This window comes from Panacagrimonas sp. (genome assembly GCF_965216805.1).
Taxonomy (GTDB): domain Bacteria; phylum Pseudomonadota; class Gammaproteobacteria; order Nevskiales; family Nevskiaceae; genus Panacagrimonas.
This window is the reverse complement of record NZ_CBDCGN010000002.1, coordinates 2340895-2358315: the sequence shown is the minus strand read 5'-3', so window position 1 is coordinate 2358315 and position 17421 is coordinate 2340895. Positions and strand designations below refer to the sequence as shown.

Genomic DNA, 17421 nt, shown 5'->3' with positions numbered 1-17421 from the left:
TTGGTCGCGCGCGCAAACCATGCTAACCACGCGTCAGGTCGGGTTGCAAAAATCTTATTGCCCAGTCGCGCAGGCCTTCCACAAGTTCCTTGCGCATGTGGATCTGCGAAAAGGTATGGTCGGCGTGCGGCATGAAGTGTAGCGTCAGCCGTTGGTGCTTTCGCAGTACCGGAAAGGCATCGGTCAATTGCTCGCGGTAGTTGTAGCTGGACAGCACTTCTCCGGTGTAGAGGAAGTACAGCGCAAGGTCGCGATCCACCAGCCGCTGCAGCTGTGCCGCATAGTCGTCAGCCGAAGGCTGGGCGAAGTACTCGATCTGGTCAGCCCTGAACCGGTCTTTTTCAGTCTCTTCCCTACGCGGCAGGAGCCCCGACAAAAAGTTACGCGCGCGTCTCCAATCAAGCAGGCGTTCTCTCCAGAAATTGCGGCGAAAGCGTGCAGTGGGATAGCAGTAGTGATCGATGAACGCGGCACCAATCACGCGCGGATCGGCCAGCGCTGCGAGATGCGCGTCGTTGGCGCCCGAGCACAGTCCGATCAGACCGAAGTGCTGTGCGGTTCCCTGCTGGCTCAGACGATCCATCGCGGCTTGCAGATCGCTCACCGCGTCGGTGGAAGAGGCAGGGCTGTCGCCCAGACCCGACAAGTCCAATCGCAGGGTGGGGAACCCGGCATCTGCCAGGGCGCGACACAGGTGCACATGCAGGCGGTGAGGTCCGACCCGGTGCTCGAAACCGGTGTTGGGAATCAGCAGCGCCGGAGTTCCTGGCGGGATAAGCGGGGGGCGCGACAGAATGCCCAGCAAGCGCGGCGGGCTGCCGAACTGGATCGCTTGCTCCTTCACGGCAAGATCTCGGTCAGATACTGCGTAATGCGCTCCAGTGAGGCTGCTGGCGTCCACGGCGTGGTCAGCCACGACGCACGATCCCAATGGGCTGCGTCCGGGAGCCTGACGCTGGGCGCAGGATGCATCATTGCCGGGAGCGCGCTGTCGTCCTGATCGGCGCTGGACAAGTTCAGGCACTGCGTACCTGAGACCTGCCGGGCAGGCGCCAACGCCAGCAAGCTTGCGCACAGGGCAGGGTCCACCGGTGTGCCGAGCAATTCGCCGGGACCGGAATCGAGCTGCAAGTGCTTAGGTCGGTACTGATTCTTGCGCGCGTAAAAGGGTGGTTCGAGGCCGCGAATCTGTTCGACCCAGGCTCGCCCATCACGCGGCGCGTCCCAATACACCAGATGCTCCGCGGACAACCCCTGTTCGACTGCCGCACCCGCGATCAGCGCTCCTAGTCGCAGGCCGATCAGGCACAGATTCGAACACTCGGTGGTGGCACGCTGCTCGCGCGCTGCATCTCCCACATCGGTCAGCCACTGTTCCAGACGTGCCGCGCCGCTTTGCCCGGAGGAATCGCCGGTGCACGAATAGTCGAAGCGCAGCGTATCGAAACCGCTGTCCGCCAGCCGCTGACCCAGCAACGACAGCGCGCGGTAACTACGCATGTACTCCATGCCGAAAGAGGGGCACAGCAGAATGGCCGTGCGTCGCGCCGCCACGGTCGGGGCAAAGCGCAAGCCGAACAAAGGTCGTGACGGCTCTCCGAAGTGCAGGGGCTCCAGCAGCATCAGCTTCCGAGCCAGCGCTTGAGCCGCGCCAGGGCGCCGACGCCGCGAGGTACGACCGCCGCACCGGGGTCTGGCATCGCAGGTTCACGCGCCGGTTCCGGTGGTGTCGGTCCGGCCGACAGTGCCAGCGCCGACAACGGCTCCATCATGACGTCGCGCAACGGCAGGCGTACGCCTAACCGCGCGTGAACCCGCGCGGCAACCTGAACCGCCAGCAGCGAGTGGCCGCCGAGGTCGATGAAACGGTCGTCGCGTCCTGGCAGCGCGGTGCCGCCGAGTATTTCCTGCCAGATCGAAGCGATGGCCTGTTCGATGCTACCCGTCGGCGGCGTGCGAGTGATTCTGGCCGGGACCTGCAAGAACGGATCCGGCAGGTTCTTGCGGTCAAGCTTGCCGTTGTCCAGGCGTGGCAGTTGAGGCAGGTCCACGAAGTGCTGCGGGATCATGTATCCGGGCAAGTCCTGCCGTAGATGCGCTCGCAGCTCGGCCGCGGTCAGCGATTCGCCGTTGCGGAACTGCACCCAAGCCACCAGGCGCGGATCGCCTGGGGCGCGTTCGCACACGCCACAGACGCAATCGGCGACGGCGGGATGATGGGCCAGCGCCGATTCGATCTCACCGGGTTCGATGCGATAGCCGCGCAGTTTCACTTGCTGGTCGGCTCTGCCCAGACATTCCACTTCGCCGTCGGCAGTCCAGCGCGCCAGATCTCCGGTGCGGTACATGCGACCGTCCCAGAACGGATCGGGCACAAAGCGCTCCGCGTCCAGCTCTGGGCGGTGCAAATAGCCCAGCGCCACCCCGGCACCGCCGATGCACAGCTCGCCCACCACACCTATCGGCACCGGTTGCTGCCCGGCGTCCAGGATATAGGCGCGGGTATTGGGAATGGGTCGCCCGATGGTGATCGGCGCGGCGGGGTCGGTGACGCGCGCACCGAGCATCCAGACCGTGGTTTCGGTGGGGCCGTAGAAGTTCCATAACTGACCCAGTCGCGGTAGCAGCTCGGCAGCCAGTTCGCGGGTTAACGGCTCCGCCCAGGACACTCCGACGATGGAAGCATCCCCGCTCCAGCCGGCGCCCAGTAGCAGGCGCCACGCCGCCGGCGCGGTGAAGATACGGGTCACCTCGTGGCGAGCGATCGCTGCCGCCAGCAGGCGACCGTCGGCGGCCTGTTCGCGTGTCACCATTACCAACCGCGCGCCGTAGACCAGCGGCAGAAAAATTTCCAGTACCGAGGCATCGAAGGCGTAGGTCGCCAGTGCCAGCACGCGGTCGTCGGGTCCCACCGGTATTCGCTGCACCGTGCCGGCCAGACAGTTCAGCACACCCTGATGATGTGCCACCACGCCCTTGGGTTTGCCGGTGGACCCTGAGGTGTAGATGGCATAGGCGGCTGCGTTCGCTGGCAGCTCGATGCTCGCGTCGCCGTCAGACGCATTGGTGATCGTGTCGAGGCGCAGCTGCCGCACGCCCTGCGGGGCCGGTGCCACAGTGCCCGATTCGCACAACACGATCTCGATTTCAGCATCCGCGGCCATGAAGTCCAGACGCGCGCGCGGCAGGTCGGGATCCAGCGGCACGTACGCAGCGCCGCACTGCAGTACCGCAAGCAGGCTGGCTGGAAGCTCGGGTGTACGGTGCAGGCAGACGCCGACAAAGTCGCCGGCTCGCACCCCGCGGTCAGTTAGCGCTGTGGCAATGGCGCCAGCCCTTGCCAGCAACTGTCGGTACGTCCAGCTGGTGTCGCCGCATTCCACCGCAATGGCGTCCGGAGAAGCCATTGCCTGCGCGGCGACACGACCATGAACAGTGGCATCTTGCAGGGGCAGCGGGTCAGGCGAGGCGAACCTTTGGAGGATAGTGTCTCGCTCGACCGAACTCATCATTGCAAGGCGGGAAAGCAGCTGCTGCGGATCCTCGCAGACCGATTCGATCAGCGTCTGGTACTCGCGTATACGCCGCTTGATGGTGCCGCGATCGAACAGAGCGCTGTTGTACGAGCACTCCACCAGCAGGCCGGCACCGTCGTCGACAACGTTGACGAACATCTCGAATACTTCGGCGCTCCGCACCAGCGTCTTATACGACACCACCAAGCCCGAATGTGAAATATCGTCGTCGCGCACGTCGATGTTGAAGGTGACGGCGACTAGTGCTGGGCGACCCGTGTCGCGATCAAGGCGAAGCTTCTGCAGCATGCGGCCAAACGTCACGCCCTGGTTGTCAGTGGCGTCGAGCACCGCGCTCCGCGCGTGCATCAGGAATTCTTTGAACGACATGGCGCCCCTGGGACGCAGGCGCAAAGGCAGCAGATTCACGCAATGTCCGACAAGGTTGTAACGCAGGAGCGCGGACTGTCCGGCCGCGGCCAAGCCAATCACCAAATCCTCAGCCTGAGTCAGGCGATGCAGCAGGACAGCGAAGGTCGCGAGCAGCGTAGCGACAAGGCTCGCACCCTGCGCGGCCGCGGTCTTGCGCAGTCGTGCCGCAAGTTCGACTGGCAAGGCGTGGTCGTAGCGGTCGGCAGAGAAATCGCGCCGTGCGGCACGCACCCGGTCCGTCGGCAAACTCAGCGACGCTGGCGGCGAATCCAGATTATTGAGCCAGTAGACCTCTTGCGCGAGGCCCTCTGACGAGTCTAAAAAATCGCGCTCGTTAGCCGCATACGTGGTGTACTTCGGCGGTTCGGCGAGCATAGTTTCGCGACCCTGCGCCAACTGGCTGTAAAGCTCACCCAGTTCAGTGAGCAACACGGCGGTGGACCAGCCATCACACACGATGTGATGCGCCACGAACATCAGGAACCCCAGCTGCGGGGAGCGACGCACGACTACGAAACGAATCAGCGGACCATCGCGCAGATCGAAGGGATCGCGCATCGCATCGCGACCTGCCGCGGCCACTTCGATGTCGCTGCCCGCTTCGATCAGCGGAACGTCGAGCCCGAGCTTTTCGAGCACGCACAGCCACGCACCGTCCGGGCTGATTGTCATGCGCAGCGATTCATGGCGATCAACCAGGATCTGCAGGCAACAGCGCAGGATGTCGACGTCCAGCTCGCCTTCGAGTCGTAGTTCGATACCTTCGTTATAGCCGACGTTGAGGGCCGGATCGAGCGAGCAGGCCAGCCAGATTTCGCGCTGTGACTCGGTGATCGGCGCGAACGCCGTCAGCGCGGGTCCGGCGAACGGATCGTGATTCACTGCCAGGGCGGCGGTGGCGAGGGCATCATTCATTAGGGTCGCTCAAGCTGCAAATAATGTCCCGGTCGCTGCGGGTCGGGAACGAACCACGCGGGTACGCCGTCGGCATCGCGACCGACGCGTGCGCCGGGCTGCGGCGGCGAATACCAGATCGACCCGGAGCGCGGCTTGGCGCGGCCCATGACCACTGGCTCGCCGACCATGCCCATCAACCCGTCGCGCTGCATGCAGGTGATGGAGTCGCGATAGATGCCGAGGATGCGATCGAGGATGGCGTCGTCGTGGGTGGTGGTCATCACCGAGAGGCGACCGTCGTAGCTGTGCAGGCCGCGTTCGCGCAGGTAGTAATAGAACAGCTCGCCGAACGCCTCGTCCTGGGTCAGCTCGAAGCGGTAGAGCGAGCTGAAGTTGGCCACGCGCAGCGGCGCACGCAGCTCGACGAGCAGCGCGCGGATGCGTTCCACGAACGCGCCGATGCGCACGTTCATGTCGCGCTGCACGTTCGGGTTCGCCTCCAGGTGGCGCAGGGTCGCGAGCACCGCAGCCATGTTCACGGGGTGGCGCACGAAGGTGCCGGCAAAGTAGGTGACGCCAACCTCGGGCACCGAGTCGTCGCCGAACTGCCAGTGGCCGCCGTCGAGCGCATCCATGTATTTCGGGATACCGGCAATCGCGCCGATCGGCATGCCACCGCCAAACACCTTGCCGTAGGTGCCGATGTCGGCCGGCACGCCGAAGTATTCCTGCGCGCCGCCGGGCGCGGCGCGGAAGCCGCAGATCACCTCGTCCATGATGAAGGCGCAGCCGGATAGGTCCGCGATCTCGCGGCAGGCCTGCATGAATTCCTTCGGCTGCAGATCCGGGCGGCGCGACTGCACCGGCTCGATCATGATCGCCGCGAGTTCATCGGCGCGCGCGCGCAGGATCTCCAGCGACTTCGGCTCGCCGTAGTCGAGGATCAGGCTGTTCGCAACGTGGCTGTTCGGGATGCCGCCTGCCGCAGGCAAGCCGCGGCCGTTGGGACCCGGACGCACGATGACCTCATCATGGATGCCGTGGTAATCGCCGGTGAACGTGGCGACGAGATCCTTGCCCGACACGGTGCGCGCGCAGCGCACCGCCGCGGACACCGCTTCCGAGCCCGTATTGCAGAACGCCACGCGCGGGAGCTTGACCATGCGCGTGAAGCGCTCGGCGGCTTCGCCGATGAAATCCTGGATGGGGCCGATCTCATAGCCCTTCTCGAGTTGCTCGCGGATCGCCTGATTCACGAACTCCGGCTTGTGGCCGAACAGCGTGGTGCCGAAGCCGTTGATGACGTCGATATACTGGTTGCCGTCGACGTCCCAAAGATATGGTCCGTCGGAGCGGGTGGTCACGATCGGGTACACGATCTCCTTCCACAGCGGGCGGAAGCCGGACACCGCGCGCGGGTCGGCGAGATAGCTGCGGTGCTTTTCGGCAGAGGCCTTCGAGTTCGGCGTGCGCGCGATGAAGCGTGCGATCAGCGCGTCGAGCGACTTGCGCTGTTGCGGCGACAGGCCGTCGTCCTTGCTCTTGTTGATGCGCACGCCGGCACCGAAGGCCTTGGCCGGCTTGCCGTCCACGGCCTGCGCGGGGGTCTGCACGATTGCGCCGTCGGGCGGCGGTGCGGCGGCCGCAGCGGCCGCGCCGGCCCGCTGCGGCAGATTCGGCGAGAGGTGCGCGGCGAGCGCACGCAGCGAGGGGAACTCCTCTAGCAGCTGGCGGAAGCGCAGATTGACCTTGAACGCGGTCTTGAGCTTGGCCGTGACCTGGGTGAGCAGCAGCGAATCGAAACCGAGCTCGAGGAAGGTCTTGTCTGCTTCGGCTGCGCCGACCTCAATGCCGGTGACGTCGGAGAAGATCTTGCCCGCGAGCGCCATCGCCTGGGCTTCGGGTGATTCCGTCGCGGCCGGCGGGGCACCGAGCGGCGCGACCGCGACGGCCTCGAGCGAGGCGACCGACTGCGCCGCCGTGGCCGAAGGCGCGAGCGCGTGCAGCGGTTCGATGAAGTGGCGATCACGCGCGAACGGGTAGGTCGGCAGGCCGAGCTTCATCCTCACCTCACCGGCGTAGAAGCGCGCGGTGTCCGGCTCGATGCCCGCGAGCCAGAGGCGGCCGAGCGCCTGCACGAGGTGCTCGGCATCGTCCGCATTCTCGGTACCGGCGTGCGGCAGCGAGGACACGACCTGCGCCTGGTGCTGCGCCTTGAGCATCTGGCGCGAACTGGTGGAAAGATTCTGGCCGGGTCCGCATTCCAGGAACACGCGGCCCCTGGTTTCTGCCAATTCCAGCAGGCCCGGTGCGAAGCGCACCGCGTTGCGCAGCTGCGACGCCCAGTACGACGGATCGGTGGCCTGCGCCGCGGTGATCGGCTTGCCGGTGAGGCTGGAGTGGAACGGCAGCGCGGGCGCCTTGCGCGGCTGGCGCGCCACGATCTCGGTGAACGGCGCGACCACCGGCTCCATCATCGGACTGTGGAACGCGTGCGAGGTGTGCAGCACGGTGGTGCCGACGCCCTTGGCATCGAGCGTCTGCTTCACGGCTTCAAGCGCCCCATGCGGACCCGACAGCACGGTGAGCTGCGGCGAATTGACGCCGGCGACGGCGACCTCCGCGCTCGTGTACTGCCGCGCCTCGTCCTCCGGCAATCGCACTGCGAGCATGCCGCCGGCAGGCATCGACTGCATGAGCCGGGCGCGCTCGGCGAGAATCGCGAGCGCGTGCTCGAGTTCGAACACGCCGGCCAGGGTGGCGGCGACGAATTCGCCGACGCTGTGCCCGATCATCTGCGTTGCTTCGAATCCCCAGCTCTGCCACAGACGCGCAGTTGCGTAGCTGATGGTGAAGATCGCGGGCTGCGCGAGCTGGGTGGCGCGCAAGGTCGCCGTGGCCTGCTCGCGGTCGCCGGACTTCGGATACAGCACCTCGCGCAGGTCGAGCTTGAGCAGCGGCTTGAGGATTTCGGCGCAGTGATCGACTTCGCTGCGGAACACCATCTCCGACGCGTACAGCTGCGCGCCCATGCCGACGTGCTGCGAGCCCTGACCCGGGAACATGAACACCAGCGAGGGACGCGCGTGACTGGTGGCGCCGCTGATCGCGCCGCCGGCCTGAAGCTTTGCCGCGGCGTCCGCGCCGGACTTCGCGACGACGAAGGCGCGCTTGTCGAGCCGCGTGCGACCCAGGTCGAGCGTGTACGCGACGTCCGCGAGGCGCATCTGCGGCGTGCGCAAGAACCAGTCGGCGAGATTCGCGCCGGCCTGCTTGAGTGCGTCGTCGGTCTTGGCCGACAGGCGCAGCACCTGTAGTGCGCGCTTGGCGGGCGAGGATTCGCGGCGCGGCGCCTCTTCGAGCACGGCGTGGAAATTTGTACCGCCGAAACCGAACGAGGACACGCCGGCGCGCAGCGGACTGTTGCAGGTCCAGCTGCGACGCTCCGCGTTGACCACGAACGGGCTGGAGTCGAACGCGCACTCGGGGTTCGGTGTGCGGTAGTTCAGGCTCGGCGGCAGTTCGCGATGGCTCAGCGCGAGCGCGGTCTTGACTAGTCCGACGGTGGCCGAGGCGGCGTCGAGATGGCCGACATTCGGCTTGGCGCTGCCGATGCGGCAGAAGCCGGTCTTGTCGGTGTGTTCGCGGTAGGCCTGCGTGAGCGCAGCGACCTCGATCGGATCGCCGAGGCGCGTGCCGGTGCCGTGGGCCTCGACATAGGAAATGGTCTCGGCGGACACGCCGGCACGTTCCAGCGCCTCGCGGATCACGCCGACCTGACCGTCGACGCTCGGCGCGGTGAATGCGACCTTGCCTGAGCCGTCGTTGTTCAGCGCCGAGGCCTTGATCACGGCGTGAATCGTGTCGCCGTCGGTGATCGCGTCATCGAGTCGCTTGAGCACCACGCATGCGACGCCGCCGGTGAGCGCCATGCCGGAGCCGTTGGCGTCGAACACCGAGATGTGGCCGTCCTTGGTCAGCGGGCCGTCCTCGACGTACTCATGGCCGTAGCGGTAATGCCAGGGCAGGCAGGCGCCGCCTGTGATCGCCGCGCTGCAATCACCGGCCTTGAGCGCCTGGCAGGCGAGGTGGATCGCGGTGCCGCTGGACGAGCAGGCGGTCTGGATGCCGATGGCCGGCCCTTGCAGGTCGAGTTTGAATGCGACGCGCGTCGCGCTGTAGTCCTTGTCGCTCGCAAGCACGGTGTGGGTGAGGCCGAACTGGCGGAACTCGGGGTGCGTGACCAGTCCGGTCGAGAAGTACGTGTTCGGCGCGACGCCGGTGTACACGCCGACCTTGCGGTCAATGCGGTCCAGCGCGAGGCCCGCGTGTTCCATCGCGGCCCAGGCGCACTCGAGCAGCACGCGCTGCTGCGGGTCGATGACATCGGCCTCGCGCGGCGCGTAGCCGAAGAACTTGTGATCGAAGCACTCGGAATCCTTCATCCACGCCGTCACCGGCACATAGTCCGGCGTGTTCCACACCGCTTCCGGCAGGCCCGAGGCCTTGAGCTCGTCCCGGCTCAGCAGGTGCAGCGATTCCTTGCCGTCGAGCAGGTTGTTCCAAAAACGGTCGATGTCCGGCGCGTCCGGCAACTGCGCGGCCATGCCGATGATCGCGATGGGGACGTCGGCGGCGCGCGCGCCACGCGGTGCAGCCTTCGCGGCAGTCGGTCGGGCAGCGGTTGGTGCATCAGAACTTGAACGTCCGATCCAGCCGTCCACCGCCTTGCGGTGCGCGCGATTCAGATAGTCCGAGAATCCGGACACGGCCGGCGTGCGGAAGAACTCGACCATCGGGATCGCGACGCCGAGCTGCTTGCCGAGCCGGCCGACGAACTGGATCGCCTGCAGGCTGGTGCCGCCGAGTTCGAAGAAGCGCGCGTCGGTGGGCACCTCGCGTCCGCCGAGCAAGCTCGACCACTGATCGGCGATGCGTTCTTCCAGCGATGCGCCTTCGACGAGCTTGCTGCTCTGCGTGGGCCGGTTCGGCACGGGTAGGGCGAGGCGGTCGAGCTTGCCGGAGGTCGTGCTCGGGAAGCTGTCGAGGAAGGTCCAGGTCGCGGGTAGCATGTGCTGCGGCAACTGGCCGCCGAGGAAGCGGCCGAGGTCCGCAGCATCGGACCGCGCGCCGCACTTCAAGCGCACGTAGGCGCTCAGGAAACGCTCGCCCTGTTCGTCGGCGGGCGCGGTGACGGCACATTCCGCGACATCCGGATGACGCGACAGCACGCTCTCGATTTCGCCGAGTTCGATGCGGAAGCCGCGCACCTTGACTTGGTGATCGAGTCGACCGAAGCAGTCGAGCACACCGTCGGGACGCCAGGACACCACGTCACCGCTCGCGTACATCTTCTCGCCGGGACGGAAGGGATTGTCGCGGAAGGATTCGGCCGTGCGCTCGGGCAGGTTGATGTAGCCGGCACCGACGCAGACGCCGCCGATCCAGAGCTGGCCCTTCTCGCCGATCTTCACAGGCTGGAGCTGCTCGTCGAGCACGTACAGGTAGCAGTTGGCGACCGCGCGGCCGATGGGAATGGGGCCGTCGTGATCGAACTCCTCGTGCGCGATGCGATGGTAGACCTGCACATCGGTGCATTCGGTCGGGCCGTAGGAGTTGATGACCTGCGCCTTGCACCAGCGCTGGCGCAGCCAGGGGCGCAGGCGCGGCTTATGGATCAGCTCGCCGCCAAGGAATACCTGCGCGAGCGAGGCAAGCTGGCGCCAGTAGGTTTCGTCCGCGTCTTCGAGCAGCGCGTAGAACGCACTGGGCGCGCAGTTGAGATGCGTGACCTGATGCTCGGCGATGAGCGCGTGAATCTGCGCCGGGTCAAACGCGGGCGAGTCGGGAATCACCAGCTTGCCGCCGACCAGCAGCGGCGCGAACACGCTCTTCTGCTGAAGATCGAAGCTGATCGACGCGATCATCAGGAACGTGGTGCCGGGCCCCATGCCGAACCCGCGCGTGTACCACTGCAGGAGATTGATCGCGCCGCGCTGGTACAGCAGCGCGCCCTTGGGCTTGCCCGTGGAGCCGGAGGTGTAGATGGCGTAGACCGGATCGTCGGGCGTGCCCGTGTCAACGGGATTGGCGTCGCTGGCCACCGTCGCGTCGCTGCCATCGAGCGCGATGACGGCCGTATTGCCGGCCTTGAACTTCGCCAGCGAGCGCGTATGCGCGATCAGCGCGGCCGGCGCGCAGTCGCCCAGGATGAACTCGATGCGTTCGCCTGGATACTCGAGATCGATCGGCACGTAGTACGCGCCGGCCTTGAGCACGCCTAGTAGGGAAGCTATGAGATCCGGCCCACGGTCGAGCAGCACCGCGACGGCCGCACCGCGACGGCAACCGGTCGCATGCAGGCGGTGCGCGATTCGATTCGCACGCAGGTTGAGTTCGGTATAGCTCAGCCGCACTGTGCCGCAGATCAGCGCGATGGCGCCGGGACTGGCCAGCACCTGCGCCTCAAATTGCTGTTGCACGCTGTTTGCGTCCAGCGCTTCGGCGCGGCCGCTCCACTCCGCGGGCGGCATCCCGTTAGATGATCCGGAAACTTTACCGTCCGACTGAGTCACGGTTGCTTCTCCCTGTTTGACAAGCCTTCGTCCCCAATTCCGACCCTATTTGCCCAGCGCTGCTGCCGTTCATGCGAGCAGCTTCGGAGCGATATTCAGTTCCGGGAACGCGAGCAGCGCGCTTAACGCTTCAGGGTTCTTGATCGCACTCAAGTTGCGCGGGCAGCGCCCGTTGAGCAGGTCCTGTACCGCCCGTTCCGAGCGCTTGCCGTTGTGTGTCTGCGGCAGCTGTTCCACCTGCAAGATCAGGTCGGGGACATGCGTCATGCCGGCTTTGCTTTTGAGTTCGCGCTTGATGGCGAAGGTCAGCGGCTTGTCGAGTGTGATGCCGGGCTTGAGCACGACGAGCAGCACCAGCTTGCGACCGCCCGGAACCGTCACGTCTTCCTGGTCTACCGCCATCGACTCGACGACCTGCTCGATGCGGCCGACGATGCCGTAGATCTCCGCCGGGCCGATGCGGATACCGCGGATATTCAGCACGCCGTCGGAGCGGCCGAGGATGCGCGCGCCGCCGCGTTCGGTCAGTTCAATCAGATCGCCGTGCGTCCACACGCCGTCGTTCTGGGCGAAATAGGCGTTGTGGAAGCGATCGCCCCCGGGATCGGCGTGCAGGCCAACCGGCCGCGAGGGAAAGGGCTTGGCGCACACCAGTTCTCCGGTGCCTTGAGTGAGGTTCTGTTCGCCGTCTCTGGCGCGCACATCGAGGCCGAGGCTCACGCACTGCGCCTCGCCGCGATGCACCGGCAGCATCGGGTTGCCGAGCACGAAGCAGCCGATGATGTCGCTGCCGCCGGAGATCGATTGCAGCGGCAGGCGGCCGAAGGCGCGTTCGACGAAGTCGTACTGGTCGTCGTACAGGATCGAGCCGGTGGACAGCATCGCGCGCAGGGTCGGCCAGGCGAAGCGCTCGCGCGGCACGATCTCGCTGTCCTGCAGAAAGCGCAGGTAAGCAGGGCTGGTGCCGAACACGGTGACGCCATCGGCGGCTAGCGCCTGAAGGAGGGAGTCCGGTTCGGGGTAGGACACGGAGCCGTCGTACACGACGACGCGGGCGCCGGTCGCGAGTCCGGAGATCAGCCAGTTCCACATCATCCAGCCGGTGCTGGTGACAAAGCAGATCGTGTCCTGCGGCGTGAGCGCGGTATGCAGCACCAGTTCCTTCAGGTGCTCCAGCAGCGTACCGCCATGGCCATGCACGATGCATTTGGGCGCGCCGGTGGTGCCGGATGAGAACAATACGAACAGCGGCTGGTTGAACGGCACGCGCACGACGCGTTCCAGCGGCGGCTTCGCGATCAGTGCCGAGAGCCGAAGTACCGGCAACGTCGGCTCGAAGTCCAGCGCGTCGTCGTCGAGCAGCACCAGGACGCGGATGCTCGGAATGCGCTCCAGCAACTGGCGCACCAAGACGCCGGTCGACCGCTTCTGACCCTGCAGGCGCAGGTGAGTATTAGCGAACAGCAGTTCGGGCTCCAGCGGCCCGAAGCGGGTCAGGATGCTGTCTGGCCCCAGATCGGGCGACACCGAAGACCAGCACGCGCCGATGCTCGCGCTGCCCAGACACGCGACGATGGCGCTGGCGTCGTTGCGGGCTAGCGCGCAGATGCGGCTGCCCACCTTCATTCCCAGTTCGCGCAGCGCCTGTCCCAGTCCAAAGGATTGGCGGCGCAACTGCGCTCGCGTGTAGTCCGCCCGGCCACCGGCTTCGTCAAGCGCGGTAAGTACGATCTTGTCGACGGGCTCGCCAGCCGGCGCACGCAACAGGTTCTCGGCATAGTTGAGGCGCAGGCCCGGAAAAAAAATAGCGCTCTCGACCGCAGTGTCGGTGCATACCGGCAACGAGGCGCCTTCGCGCAGCGGATCCAGGTAGTCGAGCAGCGTCGGCCAGAACTGCTCGTAGGCCTGCGCAGACCAAGTCGATAGCGACGTCCAGTCCTGCAGCGGCAGACCGGCGCGTCGACTGCAGTATGACGCGAAATCCGCCATCCGCGAGGCGGCGGCCGCCTCAGGCGACGGCACGAAAGCAAGCGGCAGAGCATCGCGCATATCAGCCTCCTCGATACTGCGGATGGCTCTGGATGTAGCGGGTGATCTTGTTGAGAGAATCGAAGTTGTCGCGGGTCAGACTTTTGCGGTCGATGGCCAGCGCGTATCGCTTCTCCAGAAACAGGGTCAGGTTCACATAGCCCAGGCTGTCGAGAATGCCGTTATCGAGCAACGAGGCGTCGTCACTCTGGATCAGGCTTTCGGCTTCGCCGAAATGGTAGGTGTCGTCCAGCCATTCGATAACGGTAGTTCTGATGGTGTCCACGGTCTGATTCGGTGCTCCGTCGTTCAAAAGTTTGCGTACACGAAGGTGCCTTCGGCCAGCGGCTGCATCACGAACAAATACACGACGACGGCGCCGTAGGTCGCGCCCCGCAGCGGTGCCGGCACGCGGTACAGTGCATTGGTAATTGCACGACCGGGAGCGGTGGCAGATAAGTGGTAGACCGGCACCAGTGCCAGACACAGGAGCAGGTTGGCAGTGTTGGAAAAATTGCCGAAATCCAGTGCTTCCGTCCCGTCGGCGCCGAGTAGCCCTCCCGCGAATGCGGCGGCGACAGAGAAATCCGGTGCGCGGAACGGAATCAGCGACAACATGAACCAGGTCTGGGTCAGCAGCCAGGCCAGTCCGATATAGATCAGCGACCTGCGTCGCTGCACCCATACGCGGTTATTTCTGCAAAGGCCGCGATAGAACTCGTCCCAGCGATGGGCCCCCATCAGCACCAGGCCGTGGAGGGCGCCCCACAACACGAACATCCAGGTTGCTCCGTGCCACAAACCGCTGACCAGTAACACTACGAAAAGCCCGGCACCGAGCTTGCCGCGCAGCCAGCCCTTGCCCGTAACAAGGGGGGTGTAGATGTAGTCGAACAGGATGTTGGTGAGCGATACATGCCAGCGCTTCCAGAACTCGCTGATATTGCGAGCCAGGAAGGGGAAGCGGAAGTTCTCGATCAGCTTCAGCCCGAAGCAGCGACCCAGGCCGAGGGCCATGAGACTGTATCCGGCGAAGTCGCAGAAAATCTGATTGGTGTAGGCGTAGAGCGCCAGCCAATGCGAGCCGGCGTCGTATGCGACGGGATCGGCGTAGACCGGGTTGACCAGCGTCGCCAGCGACGTACCCACCAGAAAGCACAGGATGTATCCCAGAAAGAACTCGAACGCGCCGCGCGAAAACTCTTGAGCCGTCGGAGTCCGTGCATGTTCGAACTGATCCAGCAGGTCTGCGCGCGCGATCGGGCCGGCGAGCACCTGTGGAAAAAACCCTAAGCTACGTCTACCAGATAGGCGGTGAGTTGAAGGGTCCAGAACGAGATGCCGATCGGCAGCAGCAGGGACAGGCTGGGAAGGGCGACGGTGCCACCGAGCAGCACGCTCAGGTACTCAACTGTCTCCGCAAAGAAACCGATGTATTTGAGCAAGAGCAGTTGCCCAAGGTTGTAAGTCAACCCCAGCCACAGCACCAAGCGCGCGCGCACCGGTGTGCCGTCGGCGTCACGGCGGCGTAGGCTCAGCAACAGGACGTAGTTGACAACCGTGGCGAGCAGAAACACCGCGAAGGCTTTCGGTCCCCAGCTGTAGAAGAACAGGTAACTGGCAACCAGCAGCACCAGGTTCTGCGCCCCGGCCTTGCGTGGCACCAGCCAGTAGACCAGCAGGGTGGCGGGCAAGAACAGCACCAGGAACAGCGGGCTGGAGAAACTCATCGGCCATCGCCCAGGGTCGTGGCCGCCCATCGGCGATACACATCGCCGATGGGTCCTTGCTCCGCCCAGCGCGAAACCTTTTCGTCACCCGCAGGGATCAGGTGGTCGAGGTCTGCGCGAAAATCCTCATCCTGGAGTACGCCAGCCTCCTGCAGATCGAACACCGGAATGCCCAGGGGCTTTGCGCGGGACTCCACGAACGCCCGAAAGCGCGTAGTAACGGCCAATGTCTCGGGTGTCAGCGCCTTGGGAATCACCGGCCACAGCATCACTGACGTCTCAATGTTGCGCAGCTGCGCAAAGCTCAGGATCGAGTCCAGTGCCTCGATCTGTCCGTCGGCTTCGCAGGATTCTGCAGCTATGTCGTTCTGACGGATCATCTCCAACCAATGCGCCAAGCGAACTTCCATGCGCCCCGCTACCGCCTCCTCTATTCCAAAACCGACTTGCTGGCGCAGATACGGCACGATGCGAAAAAAACCACGGTCGCTGACCAGGATCGACCAGCTCATCCATTGCTTCCAAACCCTGTCCACGTAGTTGGCGTTGAACGCCGTGGCGCCGTTGGCAGCAAAATCGAGCAGATAATCGAGCAGATTCCAGGCACGGGCGGGGAGATTGCCTTGTACCTCGGGCACGCCGCAGAGATCGTAGTAATTGGTCTGCAACACCAGGTGACGCAAGCGGGGGCGTGGCGGTGCGGCGTTTTCGGCAGCGTCGATCAACGCCCCCAGACGGTGTTGCAGTAGCCAATCGAGCGCGCTGAGCTTGCCCCCCTCAATTGGCACCACGGCGACTTCGAAGGCGGGCGTCTGCGTTCGGTACCATGCTGCCAATGGCAGTAAAGAGCGTACATAGCTGGAGCCCAGGACCAGAACGTGTGGATCGCCCTTTGCGTAGTCGCGAATGCCGTCCACGGTCTCGTATTCGTGAGCCACCGGCGGCACTAGCTTTCCCACCGCATAATCCAGTGCGAGCACGGTCAGGCCAGCGCAGACGGCCACTACAGACAATGTGATTACTGCCTTGGACATGATCAACCCGTTACACGACTGGTTCGCGTCCGGCAGCGGCGTCTACGCCAGTACCGATCTGGATCGCCTGCGTACTGCACCCAGCGTCGAAGCGTTCAATCGCATGACCGAGCGAGCTCTGAAGTCGTTGCCTCCTCTTTATCTGCGACCACTGGCTGAGACGCGTGCCGAGCGTAGCGCATGGTCAGGAAGGGGAAGCAGTAAATCTGCGAACTGGATCACAATTCACTCCACCAGCGGCTCCTGCCGGGCTCGGCTGATCTGCGGTACCGCGCCACGAGCCCTGTGCCTGCACGCACACGGCGGGGGATGGGTGCTTGGCGGTGCTGATCAGCAGGACCCGTGGCTGGAGACCCTGGCCGCAGCGGGGTTCGCCGTGCTGTCAGTGGACTATCGGCTAGCGCCTGAGTCGCCCTTTCCCGGCGCACTGCACGACGTCACTGCTGTGCTGGAGTGGTTGCTGGAGCAGGGCGCCGCGACGCTGCATCTGGACTGCCGACAGATCGTGCTCTGTGGTGAGTCGGCGGGTGCCAATCTGCTGGTCGGGGCGCTCAACCGACTCAAGCGGCACCCAGCGTTCACCGTCGTTCGCGCCGTCGGGCTGCATTACGGCACCTATGATCTGCGCGGCAGTCACGGGCTTAGGGCTGCGCCCGTCGGGACGCCTTTTCTGGACTGGCCGCTGGCCGACTGGTTCTGCCGCCATTACGGCGCCGATCATCTGCGGGAGCACCCCGAGGTGTCCCCCCTGCTGGCCGATCTATCCGGCCTGCCCCAAGCCCTGCTGGTGGTGGGATCAGATGATCCGGTTCTGGAAGACACCCTGCTGATGGAGTCCCGATGGCGCACGGCGGGCAGTCGGGCTACCGCCGCCGTGGTGGCCGGAGGCCTGCACGGAATGCTCGAGCACCGCACGCCGGTAACGGACTTCGCCAGGCGTCTGGTGGTACGCGGGCTGACGCTGGCATGCGAGGCCTAGCCTTGAGTTCTTGATATGAGCTTCGGTGGGGAAGTGGATTCGGTCGCTATTTGCGTCAAGCGGATGTACGGCTTACTCCGGAGATGTCACCGTCCTGGAGCCCGCAACGAGTCGGTTTGGATGGACTTGCGGTGTGGCAGCTATCGCCTAGGCATACGATTCATTTGCAAATAAGAACGAATCGCACTTAATGTAAGGGATGTTCTGGCCGCCATCCGACCGACCGCGTTA

10 protein-coding genes are annotated in these 17421 nt (G+C 65.0%); 1 reads left to right on the top strand and 9 read right to left on the bottom strand.

Translation table 11 applies throughout. The features are described 5' to 3' along the window. Positions 1-22: 22 nt before the first annotated feature. From ACOOHP_RS11200 to ACOOHP_RS11160, 9 genes are all read right to left on the bottom strand, one after another. Positions 23-901 carry an alpha/beta fold hydrolase gene (locus ACOOHP_RS11200; RefSeq protein WP_420466506.1) on the bottom strand — a complete coding sequence of 293 codons (879 nt, stop codon included), beginning with the start codon at positions 899-901 and terminating at the stop codon, positions 23-25. Then, entirely contained in the window at positions 841-1623 is a 783-nt protein-coding gene (locus ACOOHP_RS11195) for a hypothetical protein (protein WP_420466505.1), read from the bottom strand. The genes ACOOHP_RS11200 and ACOOHP_RS11195 overlap by 61 nt, the downstream gene beginning before the upstream one ends. Then, positions 1623-4862, bottom strand: coding sequence for a non-ribosomal peptide synthetase (locus ACOOHP_RS11190; RefSeq protein ID WP_420466504.1), 3240 nt, complete (start codon positions 4860-4862; stop codon positions 1623-1625). Before ACOOHP_RS11190 ends, ACOOHP_RS11195 begins: the two co-directional genes overlap by 1 nt. Then, positions 4862-11326, bottom strand: coding sequence for an amino acid adenylation domain-containing protein (locus tag ACOOHP_RS11185; RefSeq protein WP_420466503.1), 6465 nt, complete (start codon positions 11324-11326; stop codon positions 4862-4864). The genes ACOOHP_RS11190 and ACOOHP_RS11185 overlap by 1 nt, the downstream gene beginning before the upstream one ends. 162 nt (positions 11327-11488) lie before the next feature. Continuing rightward, positions 11489-13468: an acetoacetate--CoA ligase gene (locus ACOOHP_RS11180; protein WP_420466502.1), complete on the bottom strand. Its 1980-nt coding sequence runs from the start codon at positions 13466-13468 to the stop codon at positions 11489-11491. Between the two features lies 1 nt (position 13469). After that, entirely contained in the window at positions 13470-13733 is a 264-nt protein-coding gene (locus tag ACOOHP_RS11175) for an acyl carrier protein (RefSeq protein WP_420466501.1), read from the bottom strand. A 23-nt stretch (positions 13734-13756) separates the two neighbouring features. Beyond that, positions 13757-14722, bottom strand: a complete 966-nt coding sequence (locus tag ACOOHP_RS11170) for an MBOAT family O-acyltransferase (RefSeq protein WP_420466500.1) — start codon at positions 14720-14722, stop codon at positions 13757-13759. Between the two features lie 14 nt (positions 14723-14736). Further along, positions 14737-15177 carry a hypothetical protein gene (locus ACOOHP_RS11165; protein ID WP_420466499.1) on the bottom strand — a complete coding sequence of 147 codons (441 nt, stop codon included), beginning with the start codon at positions 15175-15177 and terminating at the stop codon, positions 14737-14739. After that, the gene (locus ACOOHP_RS11160) at positions 15174-16211 is read right to left on the bottom strand and encodes a hypothetical protein (RefSeq protein ID WP_420466498.1); all 1038 of its coding nucleotides are present in this window, start codon (positions 16209-16211) and stop codon (positions 15174-15176) included. Before ACOOHP_RS11160 ends, ACOOHP_RS11165 begins: the two co-directional genes overlap by 4 nt. On the opposite strand from ACOOHP_RS11160, the gene ACOOHP_RS11155 reads away from it, so the two are divergent. Beyond that, positions 16210-17190 (top strand): alpha/beta hydrolase, encoded by a 981-nt coding sequence (locus ACOOHP_RS11155; protein ID WP_420466975.1) that lies wholly within the window; start codon positions 16210-16212, stop codon positions 17188-17190. The two genes, ACOOHP_RS11160 and ACOOHP_RS11155, sit on opposite strands and share 2 nt — an antisense overlap. Positions 17191-17421 lie beyond the last annotated feature (231 nt).